Origin of the sequence: Clostridium sp., assembly GCF_047718555.1 — a bacterium.
Classification (GTDB): Bacteria; Bacillota; Clostridia; order Clostridiales; family Clostridiaceae; genus Clostridium_I.
In genome coordinates, this window is record NZ_JBDNRK010000007.1 from 59,194 (window position 1) to 78,596 (window position 19,403).

The following is a 19,403-nucleotide window of genomic DNA, read 5'->3' on the forward strand; positions in this document are numbered from 1 at the left end:
TTATGATGTACAGTGATAAAGTAATGGATCATTTCAGAAATCCAAGAAATGTTGGAGAAATAGAAAATGCCAACGGTGTTGGTGAAGTTGGAAATCCACAGTGTGGAGATATAATGAAGATATATATAAAGGTAGAAGATAATAAAATAGAGGATGTTAAATTTAAGACATTTGGTTGTGGATCTGCTATAGCTTCATCAAGTATGGCAACAGAACTTATAAAGGGAAAGACTATTGAAGAAGCATGGGATTTAACTAACAAAGCTGTGGCAGAAGCACTTGATGGTCTTCCACCAGTGAAGATGCACTGTTCAGTTTTAGCAGAAGAAGCTATTCATAAGGCAATAAATGCTTATAGAGAAAGTATAGGACTTGAAGCGTGGGAGATGAAGACTCATTCAGAGTGTATACACGAACACGTTCATGGTAATTAATTCAATTAAAGTTGATAGTTTATGAAATTATATGTAGGCTGTTTTAAAAGCAATTTAATGCTTTTAAAACAGCCTATTGTGCATTAAAAATATATTTACTGGTTACAATACATTTAGGTGGTAATATGTATAAGAGAAAAGATTTTATATGGATGGATGTATATAATTTAAGGGGAAAGAAAATTGGAGTTATAACAGATTTGCTTATAAACATAAATGAAAATGTTGTGAAGGGATTTGTTATTTCAGGTATAAGTATTTTAAAAAGATCTTCAACTGTTTTAGTTGAAGATATAGTTTCTTTTAATCAATATATGATTATAGAAAAATTAAATAAGGACCATTTTTATTTTAGCTTTGATAATCTTCGTGGATTAGAGGTTGTGGATGATTCAGGTGAAATAGATGGCATAATAGAAGAGATAATATTTGATTCATCAAGCTTTAAGATTAAAGGATTAATCATATCTAGAGGGATTTTACAAAACTTTACACAGGGGAAAAAGGTTATTTTACAAAATGATTATATAATTGGAGATAAAAATGTATTTCATATCAATAAAAATAAAAAATTTAATTTTGTAACTATTTTTCATAAATTAAATTTAGAAGATGGTGGAAATGAAAAATAAACTTAAATATATAATAAGTATTTTAATAATATTTATATTAGCTTATATATTTTATACTAGTGAAATCATAAGAAACATATTCTATATTGTATTTATTAGTTTCATAGTAGCATATATGTTAAAGCCTTTTAATGATTACCTAGTTAGAAGAGGCATTAAAAGGGAAATTGCATCAATTATCTTATTGTTAGGTGTATGCACCTTAATAATAGGCTCAATAGTATTTTTAATACCTTCTATGCTTAAGGAAAGTATTAGTATAAATAAGACCAGTAGAGAAATTTTAAGATATATTACTCTCATTAATGAAAAGATAAAATTAGTGAGAGATAACCCTTCAGAAAATAGAGCCTTTTTTATTTTATACAATAAAATTGATTATATAGTAAAAGGATTTGTAAGCGGCTTAATTGAGTTAAGTATGAAAGTAGGACAGAATTTGCTAGCCATTGCAGTTATACCAGTTATTTCTTATTATTTTCTATCAGATGGTAATAGTATAAAAAATAAGTTTTTAATTTTATTTAGTGTAAAATGGAGAAATATAATTAGAAAAACTATGGAAGACATAGATAAGAATCTGAGTAGATATATAGTTGGTCAATTAACACTATCTTTTATAATAAGTATACTCACTTTTATAATATTGCTCTCTCTAAAGGTTGACTATCCAATAATACTATCAGTATTAAATGGAGTCTTTAATATTATACCTTATTTTGGACCTATCTTTGGAGCCATTCCTGCAATAATTGTAGCATTTATGGAATCACCTAAAGAAGCATTGTGGACAGCTATCTGGCTTTATATACTGCAGCTAGTAGAAGGTAATATAATATGTCCTAAAATTACTGGAGATTCTATAAACATGCATCCTCTCTTAGTTATTGTATTATTGCTAATTGGTGAAAAACTTGGAGGCTTTGCAGGTATGATACTTATAGTACCCATTTCAGTAGTAATAAAAGTTATATACGAAGATTTAAATTATTATCTGTATTGAGTTAAGGCATAGTAAAAAATAGTCAGCAGTAACTTGTTATTTATTTTTCGATTACCCTATTTGATTAATATTGACATAATGGATAATTTTAAATATAATCGTATGTAGCTAATATTTTAAAGTGATGATGAGAAGTAGTAGATATTTATTGATATATTTAGAGAGGAAGTGGCTGGTGAAAACTTCTTAATCAATTTATCGAAGCAGTCTCTGAACTATATTATTTAAGTGACACAATTATGTGTAATTAGGGTGGTACCGCGGAATTATAGCTTTCGTCCCTTGGATTTTCAGGGATTGAAAGCTTTTTATTATATATGAACTAACTAATGCAATAAGCTGCTAAATAGAGTATGACAAAAGCACGTACCTAGATAATTCATCTAAACTTCCATTAACTTTAGGTGGATTAATAGTTTGCCTTATAACAGGAGGAGATAACCATGGATAAAATAGGATTGAATGAAATAAGAGAAGCATATTTAAGTTTTTTTGAAAGTAAAGGTCATTTAAGGTTACCTAGTTTTTCACTAGTGCCTAAAAATGATAAAGGATTACTTATTATAAATGCAGGTATGGCACCTTTAAAGCCTTATTTTACAGGCCTTCAAGTGCCACCGAGTACAAGAGTTACTACCTGCCAAAAATGCGTCAGAACCGGAGATATAGAGAATGTTGGTAAAACTTCAAGACATGGTACTTTTTTCGAAATGTTAGGAAACTTTTCTTTTGGAGACTATTTTAAGGAAGAAGTAATCCCTTGGGCATGGGAATTTATAACTGAAATATTAAAGCTTCCAAAAGATAAATTATATGTTACAATATATTTAGATGATGATGAAGCTTTTAAGATTTGGACTGAAAAAGCTGGAGTGGATCCAAAACGTATATTCAGATTAGGTAAGGAAGATAATTTTTGGGAAATAGGTGAAGGACCCTGCGGACCTTCTTCTGAAATTCATTATGATAGAGGAGATGGGGTTGTCACTACTGTAGATGAATTTGTAAAGGCTGCTGATGAAGACAGAATTATTGAGTTTTGGAATCTTGTGTTTACTCAATTTGATAAAGATGAGCATGGAAATTATAACAGATTGCCAAAGCCTAACATAGACACAGGCATGGGACTTGAAAGAATAGCAGGTATAATGCAAAACAAATACAGTATATTCGAAGTTGATACTATTAAAAAAATATTGGATGAAGTGTGTAAAATATCTAAAAAAGTATATGGAGAAAACAAAAATAATGATATTTCTATTAGAATTATAACTGATCATATTAGAAGTACAACTTTCATGATTAGTGATGATATACTCCCATCAAATGAAGGAAGAGGCTATGTACTTAGAAGACTTTTAAGAAGGGCTTCAAGACATGGAAAGATTTTAGGAATAGAAGGAAATTTCTTAGGCAGGTTATGTGATGTAGTAATCGAAAATTCATCTAAGGCTTATCCTGAATTGAAAGAAAAGGGCAATTACATAAAAAAAGTCATAAAACTTGAAGAAGAAAGATTTGCTGAAACTATAGATAGCGGTATGGCTATTTTAAATGAATACATATTAGAAATTAAAAATGAAAAGGCTAATATTTTATCCGGTGAAAAGGCATTTAGATTATATGATACCTATGGTTTTCCATTAGAGCTTACTGAAGAAATACTTGAGGATAAGGGCATAAGGATTGACATAGATGAATTTAACAAAGAAATGCAGCAACAGAGGGAAAGAGCTAGAGCGGCAAGAGAAGAATTAAGTTACATGGGAGTAAATAATGGTATTTTGGATAAAATTCCATCTGAGATAAAGACTGAATTTGATGGATATAATAATTTGGAATTAGTATCTAAAGTTGAACTGCTAATCTCAAAAGAGCAATTCGTTAAAGAAATATCTGAAGGGGATAGCGGAATTCTAATTACTGAAAAGACTCCATTTTATAGTGAAATGGGTGGTCAGATTGGTGATAGGGGAATAATTTTTGGAGATAATTTTGAAGGTATAGTAACTGATTGTAAAAAAAATATTTCCAATAAAATTATCCATATTGTAGAAATAAAAAAGGGTACAGTTAAATTAAATGAAAAAATAACTTTAAAAGTGGATAAAGAAATAAGAAATAGAGTGTCAAAAAATCATACAGCAACTCATATGCTTCAAAAAGCACTTAGAATAGTGCTGGGAGAACATGTTCATCAATCAGGATCATATGTAGATGACGAAAGATTGAGATTTGATTTTACACATTTTGCTCCTGTAAGTGAAGAGGAGTTAAAAAAAGTTGAGTTTTTGGTAAATGAAAATGTGATGGAGACATTTAATGTGAAAACTAAAGTTATGACTTTAGATGAAGCTAGGGAATCAGGAGCTACGGCATTATTTGACGATAAATATGGCGAGGCTGTAAGAGTGGTATCTGTAGGTGACTTTAGTAAAGAACTCTGTGGAGGAACTCATGTAAATAATAGTGGTGAAATAGGGTTGTTTAAGATTGTCTCCGAATCTGGCGTGGCAGCTGGTATAAGAAGAATTGAAGCTGTTACGGCTTTAAAAGCACTAAAAAACATTGATGAGAAAATTGAATTGATAAAAACTATTGAAAAAGATTTAAAGTGTTCTGAGAAGGATATTCTAAATAAAATTAATATAATTACAAATGAAGTTAAAGAAAAGGAAAAAGAAATAAATAAATTAAAGTCAAAATTGGCTTCAGGTTCTGAAGATGATATAATAAAGTCTGTTAAAGATGTTAAGGGAATAAAATTTGCAGCAATGGAATTAAAAGATGTTGATAGTAATTCTCTCAGAGATTTAGCTGATAAAACAAGAAACAAAATAGGTGAGGGAGTAGTTGTTTTAGGCAGCAGTATTGATGGTAAAGTACAGTTAATAGCAATGGCAACAAAGGGTGCTGTATCAAGAGGCGTCAACTGTGGCAAGATAATAAAAGAAGTAGCTGCAATTTGCGGCGGTGGTGGTGGCGGAAGGCCAGATATGGCTCAAGCTGGAGGTAAGAACCCAGAAAAGCTTAAGGAAGCCATAGCAAAGGTTGAAAGTATAATGGGAAAATTAGTTAAATAGTATACTTTTTCTTGAATATGATTTATAATATAAATATCTAGTTTGATACCATTTCACAAAGGGGTGAAAGTTTAAATGGGAAATAACAATGATAATACTATCCAATTTGATGTATTAAAAAATAAAAAAGATTTGACAAAGGCTATATTAAGTGAAGTATATGATTCTTTGAAAGAAAAAGGATATAATCCTATAAATCAGCTAGTAGGGTACATAATATCAGGTGATCCTACATATATAACTAATTATAATGGTGCACGTGCTCTAGTGAGGAAACTGGAGAGAGATGAGATACTGGAGGAAGTATTAAAATCTTATTTAAATGTAAAATAAAAGTGCCCATTATGGGCATTTTTATTTTTATTTTACGCATAATAAAAGGAGTCAATTATGAGAATTTTAGGATTAGATATTGGAGATAGAACTATAGGTGTAGCAATAAGTGATCCGCTGGGCTATACAGCTCAAGGAGTTACTACTATAAGAAGAAAAAATGAGGATAAGGATATAGAAGAATTGGCAAAGTTATGCAAAGAATATAATGTGGAAACTATTGTTTCAGGTTTACCTAAAAATATGAATGGTACGGTGGGTCCACAAAGTGAAAAGGTTTTAGCCTTTTGCGAAATTTTAAAGAAAAAAATAGATATACCTGTAAAAATGTGGGATGAGAGACTTACAACAGTTGCTGCTGAAAAAGCTATGCTGGAAGCTGATCTCTCAAGGGCGAAACGTAAAAAAATAATAGATAAAATGGCTGCTACCTATATTTTACAAGGATATTTAGATAGTTTATCAATGAATCTTACTTAGTGGGAGTTTGTATTCCCACTAAGTTTAGATGAATTATCCAGGGACGTAGCCACTCTTTACTCCCATTTGAAGAAAAGCAGACAAAACAAAATTTATTTTGTATTTGGCCGCTTTCACAGAGTGCAGTGAGAGTATTAGAGTGGGTAGTCATCGGATAAAAGTAAAATTTGACAAAGTTCATTGTAATATTTAAAATAGTAATAAAATGGAGGTACGGTTTGTTATGGAAAATGATGTGACGAATATTACTCTCTTAGATGAAGATGGTAATGAAGTAGATTTTGAAGTGATAACTAAATTAGATATTGAAGAAAGTGAATACGTAATAGTTGCACCTAAGGATGATAACGATAATTCTGAAGCTGTAGTACTTAGAATTGATATAGATGAAGATGGTAATGATATTCTCTATACCGTAGAAGATGAGGATGAATTTAACATGGTAAGTGAAGCCTATGAAGCGCTATTCCCAGATGGAGAACTAAATTAGGAAAATTTTATTTAAGGTCTGTAATTTAGGCTTTATTTACTTACGAAATGGGGGATTTATGTGCCTAAGTTATCAATAGATGAAATAGAAAAATTAAAAAATAATCTAAAAGAAAAAGGTTATAAGCTCACACCTCAGAGAAGAGCTGTTTTGGATACAATAATACAAAGTGAGGGCCAGCACCTTACTGCGGAAGAAATTTATGAATTAGTAAAAGTAGATTGTCCTGAAATTGGATTAGCCACAGTATATAGAACTGTACTTTTACTTGAGGAACTAGGTGTTATATGTAAGCTTGATTTAAATGACGGCTGTAGTAGATATGAGCTTGTTCACGAAAATGAAAATCATCAGCATCACCACCTTATTTGTACAAATTGTGGTAAGGTTATAGAGGTGGAAGGGGATTTATTAGAATCTTTAGAGCATACTATTGAAGAAAAGTATGTGTTTAAAATAAAAAATCATAGTGTTAAATTTTACGGATTATGCAGTGATTGCAATAAATCTAGTAAATTAAAATAAATTTGAAAATATTTATAATTAATATATAAATATTGGCATGTGAAAGGAGATAGTAAGGTAAATGTACAAGATGCATTTTGTATTAGATTAGGCCGCGGTTTTGCTTATGATTGTACTGTGAATTTTTATCAATTAAATGGGATGCAAAATATAATCTGTATACTAACCTTCTAATTCTTTGAATATGACTTAAGCAAAAGGAGGGTAGAGTTATGCGTAAAGAAAGAGACAAAATAAAAATTATGCCATTAGGTGGTTTAAATGAGATTGGGAAAAACATAACAGTTATAGAATATAAAAATGAAATAGCAATAATTGACTGTGGATTGAAATTTCCAGATGAAGAAATGTATGGAATAGATATAGTCATTCCAGATGTGACCTATTTAGTTAAAAATATTGAAAAAGTTAAGGGAATATTTTTAACACATGGACATGAAGATCATATCGGAGCACTTCCCTATGTTTTGAAACAATTAAATGTTCCTGTTTATGGAACAAAACTCACCTTAGGTATAGTTGAAACAAAATTAAAGGAGCACGGTCTTTTAAGCGTTGTTAAGCTTGTATGTGTTAAACCAAGAGATATTATTAAACTTGATACTATGTCAGTTGAGTTTATAAGAACAAGTCATAGTATAGCGGATTCAACTGCTATAGCTATTCATACTCCACTTGGTGTAATTTTCCATACTGGTGATTTTAAAATAGACTATACTCCAATTGATGGATGTGTTGCGGATTTCGCTAGATTTGCTGAATTAGGTAAGAGGGGAGTCTTACTTATGCTGGCTGATAGTACTAATGTTGAAAGATCCGGATATACTATGTCTGAAAGTACAGTTGGAGAGACATTTCAAAAGATATTTGCTAAAGCTACTGGAAGAATAATAGTTGCTACTTTTGCATCTAATATACACAGAATTCAGCAAGTGGTGGAGGCAGCAGAAAAATTTGATAGAAAAGTAGCTGTATCAGGTAGGAGTATGGAAAATATTTTAGCAGTTGCCATTGAATATGGATATTTAACAGCTAAAGAGGGAACCATGATCAGTATAGATGCCATAAACAGGTATCCTGCTGACAAGGTTGTGATAATAACAACAGGAAGTCAGGGAGAACCTATGTCTGCACTTACAAGAATGGCAGCCTCTGAACACAAAAAGGTAAATATTGTTGAAGGCGACATGGTTATTATTTCAGCATCACCAATACCTGGAAATGAAAAATTAGTTTCTAGAGTAATAAATCAATTATTTAAAAAAGGTGCAGATGTTATATATGAAGCATTAGCAGATGTACATGTATCTGGTCACGCTTGCCAGGAAGAATTAAAATTAATTCATACTTTAGTGAAGCCAAAATTTTTCATGCCAGTTCATGGAGAATATAGACATTTAAAGCAGCATGGTGAGCTTGCAGCAAGGCTTGGTATGGAAAAGAAAAATATACTTATAGCAGACAATGGAGATGTAATTGAGCTTACAAGAAGTTCTATAAGAAAAAATGGCAGTGTAGTTTCAGGTCAAGTATTTGTAGATGGATTAGGTGTTGGAGATGTGGGAAATATTGTTTTAAGAGATAGAAAACATCTATCACAGGATGGAATTCTCACTGTGGTTGTTACTATTGAAAAACAAAGTGGCAGTGTTATTGCTGGACCAGATATTATTTCCAGAGGTTTTGTTTATGTAAGAGAATCAGAAGATCTTATGGATGAAGCAAGAGAAATTGTTAAAAATGCTCTAAAGGAATGTGAGGAAAATCATGTAACCGAATGGGCTACAATAAAATCCAATATAAAGGATGGTTTAAGGTTATTCTTATATGAAAAAACTAAAAGAAAGCCTATGATACTACCTATAATTATGGAAATATAATTGACTTAATTATTTTCTTTAAGTTGACTTTTTATAGACATAATATTAGAATAAGTATGATAAAAGTAAAATTGGATGCTAATCAGTATCCAATTTTTATTTATGACTCTTGCAATTATAAATGCAATACTTAGGATTGTAATACAATTACCATAAGGTATTAAAAAAATAACCAGCCAATTTGCTAGTCCAGTTTGACTTGTTATTTATTTTCAGATGCCTAAATTAAGTTTGGAGGATAAAACATGGAATTATTTACTAGAAATGACATAAGAAATATAGCTATAATAGCTCACGTTGACCATGGTAAGACAACACTTGTAGATTCACTTTTAAGACAAAGCCATGTATTTAGAAATAATGAAAAAGTTCAGGAAAGAGTCATGGACTCTAATGATCTTGAAAAAGAAAGAGGAATAACAATACTTTCAAAGAATACATCCGTAATACACAAGGGTATTAAAATTAATATCGTAGATACACCAGGACATGCAGATTTTGGTGGAGAAGTTGAGCGTGTATTGAAAATGGTTGATAGTGTTCTTTTACTAGTGGATGCTTTTGAAGGACCAATGCCACAGACAAAATTTGTTTTGAAAAAAGCTTTGGAACTTGGACTTAAGCCTATAGTTGTTGTAAATAAGATAGATAAACCTAATGCTAGGCCTACTGATGTTATTAATGAAGTCTTTGACTTGTTTGTAGAACTTGGTGCTAGTGATGAACAGCTTGAGTTCCCAATAATTTATGCTTCTGCAAGAGATGGAATAGCAAAATATGAAGTCGAAGATGAAAGCGATAATATGGAGCCATTATTCGACACAATAATTAAGCATGTAAAGGCTCCAATTGGATATTTAGAAGCACCTTTTCAAATGCTTGTAACTACTATCGATTCCAATGAATATGTTGGAAGAATTGCTATAGGAAAAGTAGAAAGAGGTCGTTTAAAGAAAAATCAGCAAGCTACTGCTATTAGAAAAGATGGTTCTACACAAAATTTTAAAATATCTTCACTCTTTGTTTATGAAGGATTAAAAAGGGTAGAAACTGATGAAGTAATGATAGGAGATATAGCTGTTGTTTCAGGTATACAAGACGTAAATATTGGTGAAACTATAGCAGATGCAGCTAATCCAGAGGCACTTCCATTTGTAGATATAGATGAACCTACTTTGAGTATGTATTTTATGGTAAACAATTCACCTTTTGCAGGTAGAGAGGGCGACTTTGTTACTTCAAGGCACATAAGAGATAGACTTAATAAGGAACTTGAAACTAATGTAAGTTTAAAAGTTGAAGAAACTGATTCAGCTGATTCCTTTAAAGTTAGTGGAAGAGGAGAATTACATCTTTCAATTCTTATTGAAACAATGAGAAGAGAGGGTTATGAATTCCAGGTTTCAAAGCCAATGGTTATCTATAAAGAAAAAGATGGTAAAAAGCTTGAACCAATAGAAAATTTAACTATTGATGTACCAGAAGAATTCATGGGCGTAGTTATGGAAAAATTGGGACCAAGAAAAGCTGAACTTAAAAACATGACATCAGCTATAAATGGTTACACAAGATTGGAATTCAAAATACCATCAAGAGGTCTTATTGGTTTTAGAAATGAATTTATGACTGATACTAAGGGTAATGGTATAATGAATAGTGTACTTGATGACTATGAAGAGTACAGAGGAGAAATCCCAGAGAGAAGTAGAGGCTCAATTGTAGTATTTGAACCAGGAACTGCTATAACTTATGGCTTATATAATGCACAGGAAAGAGGAAAACTTTTCATTGAACCGGGTACAGAAGTTTATGCCGGAATGATAGCTGGAGAATGTTCAAGAGCTGATGATATTGATGTTAATGTCTGCAAGAAAAAGCATCTTTCAAATACAAGATCGTCTGGTGCCGATGATGCATTAAAATTAGTTCCTATAGGAGAAATGAGTTTGGAAAAATGTCTTGAATTTATAGCTTCTGATGAATTAGTTGAGGTTACTCCAAAAAGTATAAGAATGAGAAAGAGAGAACTTGATTCAAACCTTAGAAAAAGAGCAAGTAGAAATAAATAGGAATATGTAGGATGGTAGCGATATGGGAAATATATATAAAGGAAAAAATAAGGTAGTTATTAATATTTCTATAGTTATTATGATATTACTTGTTTTATTCGTATATATATCAGATTCATTAAATCATCCTTTTATAGTTAATAGTGATAAAGAGTTTGAGATAAAGAATGGAGATACACTTTATAGTGTAATATCAAGACTTGATTCACAAGGGCTCATTGGGAATCCTAACCTTATAAAAGCCTATATAAAGTATAAAAAAGCTCCCGGTAATATTAAACCGGGACTTTATACTCTTTCAAATAGCTTAAGTATAGATAAATTTATAAAGAATATAAATAATGGAGTTTTTGATAAAAATACAGTATTTATAACCATACCAGAAGGCTATAATTTATCACAAATTGCAGAATTACTGGATAAAAAAGAGGTTATAACTAAAGATAATTTCATAAAGGCAATCAGTGATTATAAGCTTCCAGATTATATTAAGAATGATAATAATAGAAAATATAAATTAGAAGGATATCTTTTCCCGGATACTTATCAATTGAAAAAGAATATGCATGGAAAAGAAATAATAGATTTAATGTTGTTACATTTTGATAGGCAATTTAGCGGCTTACTTAAAAAAGACAATATTTCTTTAGATAAAAGCAAGTATGACGATATAATTACTATGGCATCTATAGTTGAGGGAGAAGCTGAAAAGGATACAGAAAGAAGTACAATAGCTTCAGTATTCTATAATAGATTAAATAAAAATATGAAACTTCAATCCTGTGCTACAGTAGAGTATGCATTGGGTTATCATAAGGATAAATTATATGATAAGGATTTAGAGATTAAATCCAATTACAATACGTATTATGTGAATGGATTACCGGAAGGACCTATATGTAACCCGGGATTAAAATCCATTGAAGCAGCTTTAAAACCAGGTAATACAAATTATATTTATTTTGTATCAAATAACAATGGAACTCACTTCTTTACAGAGGATTATAAAAAATTTGAAGAAGTTAAAAAGATTACTCAAGGTTCCAATTAGTTTGGAGGAATTTTAATGAGTGGAATTACTTTTGACTATATTGAACAATATATTAAAGGGCTTATTTGTGAGAAATCTGACATATTAAGAGAAATAGAAGAGTTCGCACATAAGAATCTTGTACCTATAGTTCAAAAGGAGACTGCAAGGTTTTTAGAGGTTATATTAACCATAAAAAGGCCTGCAAAAATATTGGAATTAGGCACTGCCATTGGATATTCATCAATCTTAATGAGCATGTATGCCAATGAAAATTCAAAAATTACAACTATTGAACGAGATATTAATATGATAGAAGAAGCTAAAAAGAATATAGAAAAATACGGATTAAGCAGTAAAATTGAAATAAAACAAGGGGATTGCTTAGACGTTTTGAAGGGTTTAAAGGATAAATACGACTTAATATTTATGGATGCGGGAAAGGGGCACTATAATCACTTTCTTCCAGAATGTTTAAGACTTCTAAATGAAGATGGCATTATTGTGGCAGATAATGTTTTATTTAGAGGAATGGTTGCCAATGATGAACTTGTGAAAAGAAGAAAAATTACCATTGTAAAGAGGATGAGAAGCTATTTAGATATAGTTTCTAAAGACAAAGGACTTATAACCTCTGTAATTCCTATGGGAGATGGAATAGCAGTTACTACAAGGAGGAAGATAGTAGATGAATAAACCAGAGATACTTGCACCAGCGGGAAATCTAGAAAAATTAATAGCTGCTATAAATTTTGGAGCAGATGCAGTGTACCTTGGTGGAAGCAAACTTAATTTGAGGGCATTTGCAGATAATTTTACTACAGATGAACTTAAAGAGGGTATAGAATTTGCTCACAGCAGAAATAAGAGAGTTTATGTAACTTTAAATGTATTTCCACATAATGAAGATTTAGAAGGACTAGAAGACTATTTAAAAGAGTTATATGACTTAAAGGTAGATGCTATTATTGTATCAGATCCAGGTATTATTATGACCGCTAGAGAAGTAGTACCAAATTTAGAATTACACCTAAGTACTCAGGCAAATAATGTGAATTGGAAATCTGCTGTATTTTGGTATAAACAGGGAGTAAAGAGAATTGTTCTTGCAAGAGAAATGTCATTAGAAGAAATAAAAGAGATGAGAAAAAAAATTCCAGAGGACTGTGAAATTGAGGCTTTTGTCCATGGTTCCATGTGTATGTCTTATTCTGGCAGATGTCTTCTTTCAAATTACATGACAGGTAGAGACTCCAACAGAGGTCAGTGTGCCCAGCCCTGCAGATATAAATACTATTTAGTCGAAGAAAAAAGACCCGGTGAGTATTTTCCCATAAATGAAGATGACAAAGGTACTTATATAATGAATTCTAAAGATTTGTGTATGATAGAACACATACCGGAACTCATTAATTCAGGTATAAATTCCTTTAAGATCGAAGGTAGAATGAAAAGCGCATATTATGTAGCATCTGTGGTAAAAGCATATAGAGAGGCTGTTGACAAGTATTTTGAAGATCCATCAAAGTATGAATTCGATAATAAATGGATGGAGTATTTAATGAAGCCTAGCCACAGAATTTACTATACAGGTTTTTACTTTGGTGAAGAAAACAAAGAGTATCATAAATCCTCAGCATACATAAGAAATTTTGATATTATTGGAATTGTGCTGGATTACAATATGGAAACTAAAAGAGCTGTCATAGAGCAGAGAAATAAAGCTTTTCAGGGAGATACTGTGGAAGTTTTAAAACCAATGGGAGACAATATTATTATAGAATTACAGGATCTAAAAGATAAAAATGATAAACCTATTGAATCTACACCGGTAGCCCAAATGATATATTCAATAAAAACGGATGTAGTTTTGGAAAAAGGTAATATGATTATTAAAGGAAAAAATCAGGATATATAAAAAGATAAGTACTTTATTAATGGACACAATTTGTTGAAGCGCATATATTTTAAAATTATATATAGAAATTACTTTGTATAAAATACCTTGCTTTAGTCTAGAATTAAGACTAGGGTGAGGTGTTTTTTTGTGAATATAAAAAGCAAAAAATGTTCAATAGTTATGATTGTTTTTTTTGGTATGTTTATTTTTTTAATATATAAATTATATTCTATAGCTTGCATTAAAAATGCTGCTCTTATGACAAGTTTTAATGCTCAAAATACTTCTTTTGAGAGGACAACAGATTTAAATTATAATGTATTAGACACTAATGGTAAGCAATTTTTAAACTATAATCAGGAATATTATGCAGTAATAAATCCATACATATTTCTTAAGAATAACAGTGATACAAATATGTATGATCTTAGAGCACTAACTTATACTTTGAGAAGTTATAACAAGGATTATGATCTGTTTAATGATAGCATCAAAACAGAAAATCAGAAATTGTATTGGAGAATTGATGAAGATACCTACAATAAAATTAAAGATATAAAAGATGTAAATGGATTTTATGACTATATATACAATAAAGTTGACCGCAGCGAAGCGGCAGATATAAGCAATATAATAACTAATATCAAAGATAACAATAATAAGGATAAGGATAAAAATTCTTTAGAATATGAAATTGCAAATAGATTAAAAAATAATTCATATATGGAAAAAGCTTTTGAGAGAGATGTGTATGGAAATCTTACAAATATTCGAGATATAAATAATAATTCTTCAGTAAATGTAAAATTAACTATTGATAAGGAAATGAATGATAAAGTAAATAAAGTCCTAAATGAGGATGAATTTAAGAACTATAATCAGATTAGTGCAGTAGTTATGGAAAGTGATACCGGTAAAATAAGGGCATTGACTCAAAAAAATCCTAATAGGGGTAATGAAAATGCAGGGATAGAAGATGGATATCTTTTCCCAGGATCAATATTTAAAACCATAGTAGAAGAAGCTGCCCTGGAAAGTAATAGTATAACTACTACACAAAGGTTTCAGGATACAGGTAAATACAATCAAGAGGGAAGAACAGGAAGCTATACAGCTAATGAAGCATATATAGTATCTTCAAATGAAGCATTTATGAAAATAGGAAACCTTACTGGCTATGATAATATTTATAAATATGCAAAAGCGCAGGGAATATTTGATAAAGTTTTGGGTTTAAATTATGAACAATATGCTATACCAAAATTAGATCCTAATTCTGTAGGGGATATAAGTCTTATGTCTATAGGTCAGAAGTTCAGAATAACTCCATTAGAGGCCTTAAGTATTCCCAATACGGTTATTAATAATGGAGTATATGTTAAACCAAGTATTATAGAAGAGTATATAGATGGTGATGGTAAGGTGGTTTATACTCCAGACACTACAAGTAAAAATGTATTGAGTACAAATACTGCAAATATAATGAAAGAAGAAATGAGACAGGTAATAGCCAATAAAAAAGGTACAGCACAATTGGCTTATGTACCCAATAATGATATTGGAGGTAAAACTGGAACTTCTACTAGAATTGAAAAAGAAAAGCATGTTGATGGATGGTTTGTGGGATTCTTCAAAATAAAGAATAAGTACTATTCAGCTGTAGTACAGGTACCGGACATAAAAAACAGTGAAGAAGCTGGAAATACAGCTGTACCTGTATTTAAAAAAATAGTGGAAGAACTTAATAAATAGAATCATCAAGAGGGGCAAGAGAGATCTGTAGGCCATCAATGACATCTTATGAGAAATTTCAAGATCATGGAGAAGAAATTTTAAATTTAAAGCTATGTTAAAATAATTAAGTTAATAGTACATGCACTTTTTCCACTAATAAACATAATATATTAACAAGCACTGTTGGGAGGAGCATCTCTGTGTTTATAATATATTGTTTATTAAATATGTTTGGTAGTATAACTTTTTTGACAGCTTATGTTGGGAATGGTGCTTCATTTCCAAAGCCGTTAACAGAAAGTGAGGAAAAATATTACTTAACAAAATTGCAAGAGGGAGATCCGTTAGCTAAAGATATTTTAGTAGAAAGAAATTTAAGATTAGTAGCTCATATTGTTAAAAAATATTCTTACTCAGGAAAGGATTCTGACGATTTAATATCTATAGGAACTATAGGACTTATTAAGGCCATCGATTCATATAATAGTTCAAAAGGCACTAGACTTGCAACATATGCGGCTAGATGTATTGAAAACGAAATATTAATGTTAATAAGAAATAACAAAAAAACAAAAGGTGAAGTATATCTTCAAGATCCAATTGGTGTAGATAAAGAGGGAAATGAAATATCGCTAATGGATATTTTAAGTAGTGAAGAAGATTCTGTTATAGAAATTGTAGAAAATAGAATTCAAGTAAAAAAGCTTTATGAAGAAATAGATAACTGCTTAAAGGGAAGAGAACGATTAATTATTTTAATGAGATATGGATTGAAAGACGGAAGGGCGAAGACTCAAAGAGAAATAGCAAGTTTGTTGGGTATTTCTAGATCTTATGTTTCTAGAATTGAAAAAAGAGCGTTAAAAAAATTGAATCGTCAATTAAATGCCCTGGGCAAGTGACTTGTTAATTAAGGATTAAGAATTAGTAAGTAGTAAATATATAATCAGCCAATGTATTATATATTTTGATCCTTCAATGGCTATTTTTTAGCAAAGTTCTAATATTAATCCTTAATTTTTTTTACTAAATATGAATTTTAGTATATAATCAATATATATTATAAATTTAAGTAATGGAGGACTGGAATTGAAAAAGCTGAATGAGTTATTGAAATTAACATTAGATAATAAAGCCTCAGATTTACATATAACTGTTGGAGTACCACCGGTTATAAGAGTGAATGGTGAACTTAATGCCATAGATGAAGACAAGCTTCTTCCTGCTGATACAGAAAAGTATGTGAGAGAGCTGCTTCAATCTAAGTTTGATGAATACAGCGAAAAAGGTGAAATAGATTTATCTTATTCTGTAGCTGGCATAGGCAGATTTAGAGTTAATGCGTATAAGCAAAGGGGTAGTGATGCTATTGCAATTAGAAATGTAGGTTTAAAAGTACCAGAACTTAAAGAATTGAATTTCCCAAGGGTTATAAATGATGTAATTCAAGCACAAAGAGGTCTAATTTTAGTTACAGGGCCAACAGGAAGTGGTAAAAGTACTACCCTTGCTGCCATGATAAATGAAATTAATTTTACAAGGAAGGCACATATAATAACTTTAGAAGATCCAATAGAATATATGCATAAACACAATAAGTCAATTATAAATCAAAGAGAAATAGGTAGGGACAGCAATAGTTATACATCTGCTTTAAAAGCTATTTTAAGAGAGGATCCCGATGTTATCTTGATTGGAGAGATGAGAGACCTAGAGACAATATCTATAGCTATTACAGCGGCAGAAACAGGTCATCTTGTGTTTTCTACTTTACATACTATAGGTGCAGCTAAAACTATAGATAGAATAACAGATGTATTTCCACCTTTTCAGCAGCAACAAATAAAAATTCAGCTTGCTGCAGTACTTAAAGGTATAATATCTCAACAGTTAATACCTACTGAAGGCAATAAAGGAAGAGTAGCCGCACTTGAAATAATGATTAATACTCCTGCAATACAAAATCTTATAAGAGAGGGAAAAACTCATCAATTACAATCACTTATACAAACTGGTAATAAATATGGTATGAAAACAATGGATATGTCTTTGGCTGAATTATATAAAAGAGGTGTTATATCCCAGGAATCTGCTTTAACATATAGTGTAGACAGGGAACTTATTTCAAAATTATTGATTTTTTAATATTAGCATTCATAACTATTTATACTATAAATTGAATTAGAATAATCTTTAAATTAGAAAATTATTATTTTACGTAAAAAAATAATTTTAAATATAAAGGAAAGTGGATATAATAGATATTAATGGTACTAGTCATGAGGTTATTGTAATTTAAGATATTTTTAATATTTTCTTATAGTAATTAAAATATTTTTGTGCTAAAATAACTTTGTTTAGGGGGGATACATAGTGAATGAACTAAAAAATATAATTCTTATTGGTTCACGCACCTTAACAGGTTTTGTCTTTATTTTTTCTGTATATTGTCTATTTATTTCTTTATTTGGCTTTTACAAAAAAAAGAGTTCTAGTTCTATAAAACCTAAAAAGACTTTTGCCTTAATAGTGGCGGCACACAATGAAGAGGCTGTTATCAGTGATATAGTTTTTAGCTTGAACAGGCTGGATTATCCTAAAGATATGTATGATACCTTTGTAATTGCAGACAATTGTACTGATAATACAGCAAAAAAGGCTAGAAAAAGCGGTGCTTTAGTCTATGAAAGGTTTAATAAGGAAAAAAGAGGAAAAGGTTTTGCGTTGGAATGGATGTTTGGAAAAATATTCAAAATGGGTAAGAATTACGATGCGGTAGTGATTTTTGATGCAGACAATATAGCCTGTAAAAATTTTTTAAATGAAATGAATAAAAAGCTTTGTGAGGGATATAAAGTAGTTCAGGGTTATTTAGATAGTAAAAACCCACAGGATACTTGGATTACTGGAAGTTATTCTATTTCCTTTTGGGCAAATAATAGAATGTTTCAACATTCTAGAAATAACTTAGGTATATCTAGTCAATTGGGTGGTACAGGATGTTGTATTGATACAAAAATTCTTGAAAAGCTGGGTTGGGGTGCAACCTGCTTAACTGAAGATTTGGAATTCACCTGTAAACTGGTAAGTAATGGCTATAAAGTTGGATTTGCTTACGATGCAGTAGTTTATGATGAAAAGCCGCTTACATTAATTCAGTCTTGGAAGCAAAGAAAAAGATGGATGCAGGGTTATGCTGATGTATCAGGAAGATATTTTTTTAAACTATTAAAAAAAGGTATATTAGAAAGAAATTTTACAGCTATTGATTGTGCAATTTATACTATACAACCTGTATTATTTATTTTAATGGGTATATCAACGGTAATTGGAATAGTTAAACTGGGCATAGGTGCTTATGATTACTTGTTTAATGTTCAAACCCTTGTAGATAACTCAAGTGGTAGTTTATTTACTACATTAACAGGATTAATGGCTCTGATAATGTATTTATATACACCTTTCTTACTGCTTTTAGATAAAAAAATTAATTTCAAAATTTTGCTTTATTACATTATATTACCTATTTATGCTATAACCTGGCTACCTATTTCTATTCAAGGTATTTTGAATAGAAATGATAAGGAATGGAGTCATACTCTACATACACGAAGTGTAGATATAAAGGAATTTGAGAAGGCAAATTAATTAGAAAAAGGGGCATAGGTGATACTTGCCTCTTTTTGTTTTTTTAATGATTATCTACGGATGGTAGTCATCGGATAAATATTTATGGTTGAAAATTAAATAAAATCATAAAATAAATTTTAAAAAAAAGAGGAAAAATAAATTATGTGTTGAATATACATA

General features: G+C 30.5%; 17 protein-coding genes and 1 other annotated feature. All 17 genes read left to right on the forward strand.

All coding sequences use genetic code 11. The features are described 5' to 3' along the window. Positions 1 to 5 precede the first annotated feature (5 nt). The 17 genes from nifU (at position 6) to ABF633_RS04715 (ending at position 19,241) form a co-directional block, all read left to right on the forward strand. Positions 6 to 434 (forward strand): Fe-S cluster assembly scaffold protein NifU, encoded by a 429-nt coding sequence (gene nifU / locus ABF633_RS04635; protein WP_415522524.1) that lies wholly within the window; start codon positions 6 to 8, stop codon positions 432 to 434. Between the two features lie 125 nt (positions 435 to 559). Continuing rightward, positions 560 to 1,066, forward strand: coding sequence for a PRC-barrel domain-containing protein (locus ABF633_RS04640; RefSeq protein WP_415522477.1), 507 nt, complete (start codon positions 560 to 562; stop codon positions 1,064 to 1,066). Continuing rightward, the gene (locus ABF633_RS04645; protein ID WP_415522478.1) at positions 1,056 to 2,069 is read left to right on the forward strand and encodes an AI-2E family transporter; all 1,014 of its coding nucleotides are present in this window, start codon (positions 1,056 to 1,058) and stop codon (positions 2,067 to 2,069) included. The genes ABF633_RS04640 and ABF633_RS04645 overlap by 11 nt, the downstream gene beginning before the upstream one ends. A 115-nt stretch (positions 2,070 to 2,184) precedes the next feature. Further along, positions 2,185 to 2,355: a binding site (T-box leader), on the forward strand. Positions 2,356 to 2,512: 157 nt separating this feature from the next. After that, positions 2,513 to 5,152 carry an alanine--tRNA ligase gene (gene alaS, locus ABF633_RS04650; protein ID WP_415522479.1) on the forward strand — a complete coding sequence of 880 codons (2,640 nt, stop codon included), beginning with the start codon at positions 2,513 to 2,515 and terminating at the stop codon, positions 5,150 to 5,152. Positions 5,153 to 5,227: 75 nt separating this feature from the next. Next, complete coding sequence (locus ABF633_RS04655; RefSeq protein ID WP_003441965.1) at positions 5,228 to 5,485, forward strand: IreB family regulatory phosphoprotein; 258 nt, start codon at positions 5,228 to 5,230, stop codon at positions 5,483 to 5,485. A 57-nt stretch (positions 5,486 to 5,542) separates the two neighbouring features. Further along, complete coding sequence (ruvX, locus tag ABF633_RS04660; RefSeq protein WP_415522480.1) at positions 5,543 to 5,965, forward strand: Holliday junction resolvase RuvX; 423 nt, start codon at positions 5,543 to 5,545, stop codon at positions 5,963 to 5,965. A 223-nt stretch (positions 5,966 to 6,188) separates the two neighbouring features. Further along, a complete protein-coding gene (locus ABF633_RS04665; protein WP_415522481.1) occupies positions 6,189 to 6,455 on the forward strand; it encodes a DUF1292 domain-containing protein in 267 nt (88 codons plus the stop codon). 60 nt (positions 6,456 to 6,515) lie between these two features. Next, the gene (locus ABF633_RS04670; protein WP_415522482.1) at positions 6,516 to 6,980 is read left to right on the forward strand and encodes a Fur family transcriptional regulator; all 465 of its coding nucleotides are present in this window, start codon (positions 6,516 to 6,518) and stop codon (positions 6,978 to 6,980) included. 212 nt (positions 6,981 to 7,192) lie between these two features. Next, positions 7,193 to 8,860, forward strand: coding sequence for a ribonuclease J (locus tag ABF633_RS04675; RefSeq protein WP_415522483.1), 1,668 nt, complete (start codon positions 7,193 to 7,195; stop codon positions 8,858 to 8,860). 245 nt (positions 8,861 to 9,105) lie between these two features. Beyond that, complete coding sequence (gene typA / locus ABF633_RS04680; RefSeq protein WP_415522484.1) at positions 9,106 to 10,929, forward strand: translational GTPase TypA; 1,824 nt, start codon at positions 9,106 to 9,108, stop codon at positions 10,927 to 10,929. A gap of 22 nt (positions 10,930 to 10,951) precedes the next feature. Then, positions 10,952 to 11,980, forward strand: coding sequence for an endolytic transglycosylase MltG (gene mltG / locus ABF633_RS04685; protein ID WP_415522485.1), 1,029 nt, complete (start codon positions 10,952 to 10,954; stop codon positions 11,978 to 11,980). 15 nt (positions 11,981 to 11,995) lie between these two features. Further along, positions 11,996 to 12,655, forward strand: coding sequence for an O-methyltransferase (locus ABF633_RS04690; protein ID WP_415522486.1), 660 nt, complete (start codon positions 11,996 to 11,998; stop codon positions 12,653 to 12,655). After that, positions 12,648 to 13,877: a peptidase U32 family protein gene (locus ABF633_RS04695; RefSeq protein WP_415522487.1), complete on the forward strand. Its 1,230-nt coding sequence runs from the start codon at positions 12,648 to 12,650 to the stop codon at positions 13,875 to 13,877. Before ABF633_RS04690 ends, ABF633_RS04695 begins: the two co-directional genes overlap by 8 nt. 180 nt (positions 13,878 to 14,057) lie before the next feature. Next, a complete protein-coding gene (locus ABF633_RS04700) occupies positions 14,058 to 15,611 on the forward strand; it encodes a penicillin-binding transpeptidase domain-containing protein (RefSeq protein WP_415522488.1) in 1,554 nt (517 codons plus the stop codon). Positions 15,612 to 15,793: 182 nt separating this feature from the next. After that, positions 15,794 to 16,495, forward strand: coding sequence for an RNA polymerase sporulation sigma factor SigK (gene sigK, locus ABF633_RS04705; RefSeq protein ID WP_415522489.1), 702 nt, complete (start codon positions 15,794 to 15,796; stop codon positions 16,493 to 16,495). A gap of 187 nt (positions 16,496 to 16,682) precedes the next feature. Further along, positions 16,683 to 17,738: a type IV pilus twitching motility protein PilT gene (locus ABF633_RS04710; protein ID WP_415522490.1), complete on the forward strand. Its 1,056-nt coding sequence runs from the start codon at positions 16,683 to 16,685 to the stop codon at positions 17,736 to 17,738. 246 nt (positions 17,739 to 17,984) lie between these two features. Beyond that, the gene (locus ABF633_RS04715; protein ID WP_415522525.1) at positions 17,985 to 19,241 is read left to right on the forward strand and encodes a glycosyltransferase family 2 protein; all 1,257 of its coding nucleotides are present in this window, start codon (positions 17,985 to 17,987) and stop codon (positions 19,239 to 19,241) included. Positions 19,242 to 19,403 lie beyond the last annotated feature (162 nt).

Bases quoted from the DNA above. Each gene is read 5' to 3' on its own strand.
- nifU (WP_415522524.1), top strand. From the start codon at position 6: ATGTACAGTGATAAAGTAATGGATCATTTCAGAAATCCAAGAAATGTT.
- ABF633_RS04640 (WP_415522477.1), top strand. From the start codon at position 560: ATGTATAAGAGAAAAGATTTTATATGGATGGATGTATATAATTTAAGG.
- ABF633_RS04645 (WP_415522478.1), top strand. From the start codon at position 1,056: ATGAAAAATAAACTTAAATATATAATAAGTATTTTAATAATATTTATA.
- alaS (WP_415522479.1), top strand. From the start codon at position 2,513: ATGGATAAAATAGGATTGAATGAAATAAGAGAAGCATATTTAAGTTTT.
- ABF633_RS04655 (WP_003441965.1), top strand. From the start codon at position 5,228: ATGGGAAATAACAATGATAATACTATCCAATTTGATGTATTAAAAAAT.
- ruvX (WP_415522480.1), top strand. From the start codon at position 5,543: ATGAGAATTTTAGGATTAGATATTGGAGATAGAACTATAGGTGTAGCA.
- ABF633_RS04665 (WP_415522481.1), top strand. From the start codon at position 6,189: ATGGAAAATGATGTGACGAATATTACTCTCTTAGATGAAGATGGTAAT.
- ABF633_RS04675 (WP_415522483.1), top strand. From the start codon at position 7,193: ATGCGTAAAGAAAGAGACAAAATAAAAATTATGCCATTAGGTGGTTTA.
- typA (WP_415522484.1), top strand. From the start codon at position 9,106: ATGGAATTATTTACTAGAAATGACATAAGAAATATAGCTATAATAGCT.
- mltG (WP_415522485.1), top strand. From the start codon at position 10,952: ATGGGAAATATATATAAAGGAAAAAATAAGGTAGTTATTAATATTTCT.
- ABF633_RS04690 (WP_415522486.1), top strand. From the start codon at position 11,996: ATGAGTGGAATTACTTTTGACTATATTGAACAATATATTAAAGGGCTT.
- ABF633_RS04695 (WP_415522487.1), top strand. From the start codon at position 12,648: ATGAATAAACCAGAGATACTTGCACCAGCGGGAAATCTAGAAAAATTA.
- ABF633_RS04700 (WP_415522488.1), top strand. From the start codon at position 14,058: ATGTTTATTTTTTTAATATATAAATTATATTCTATAGCTTGCATTAAA.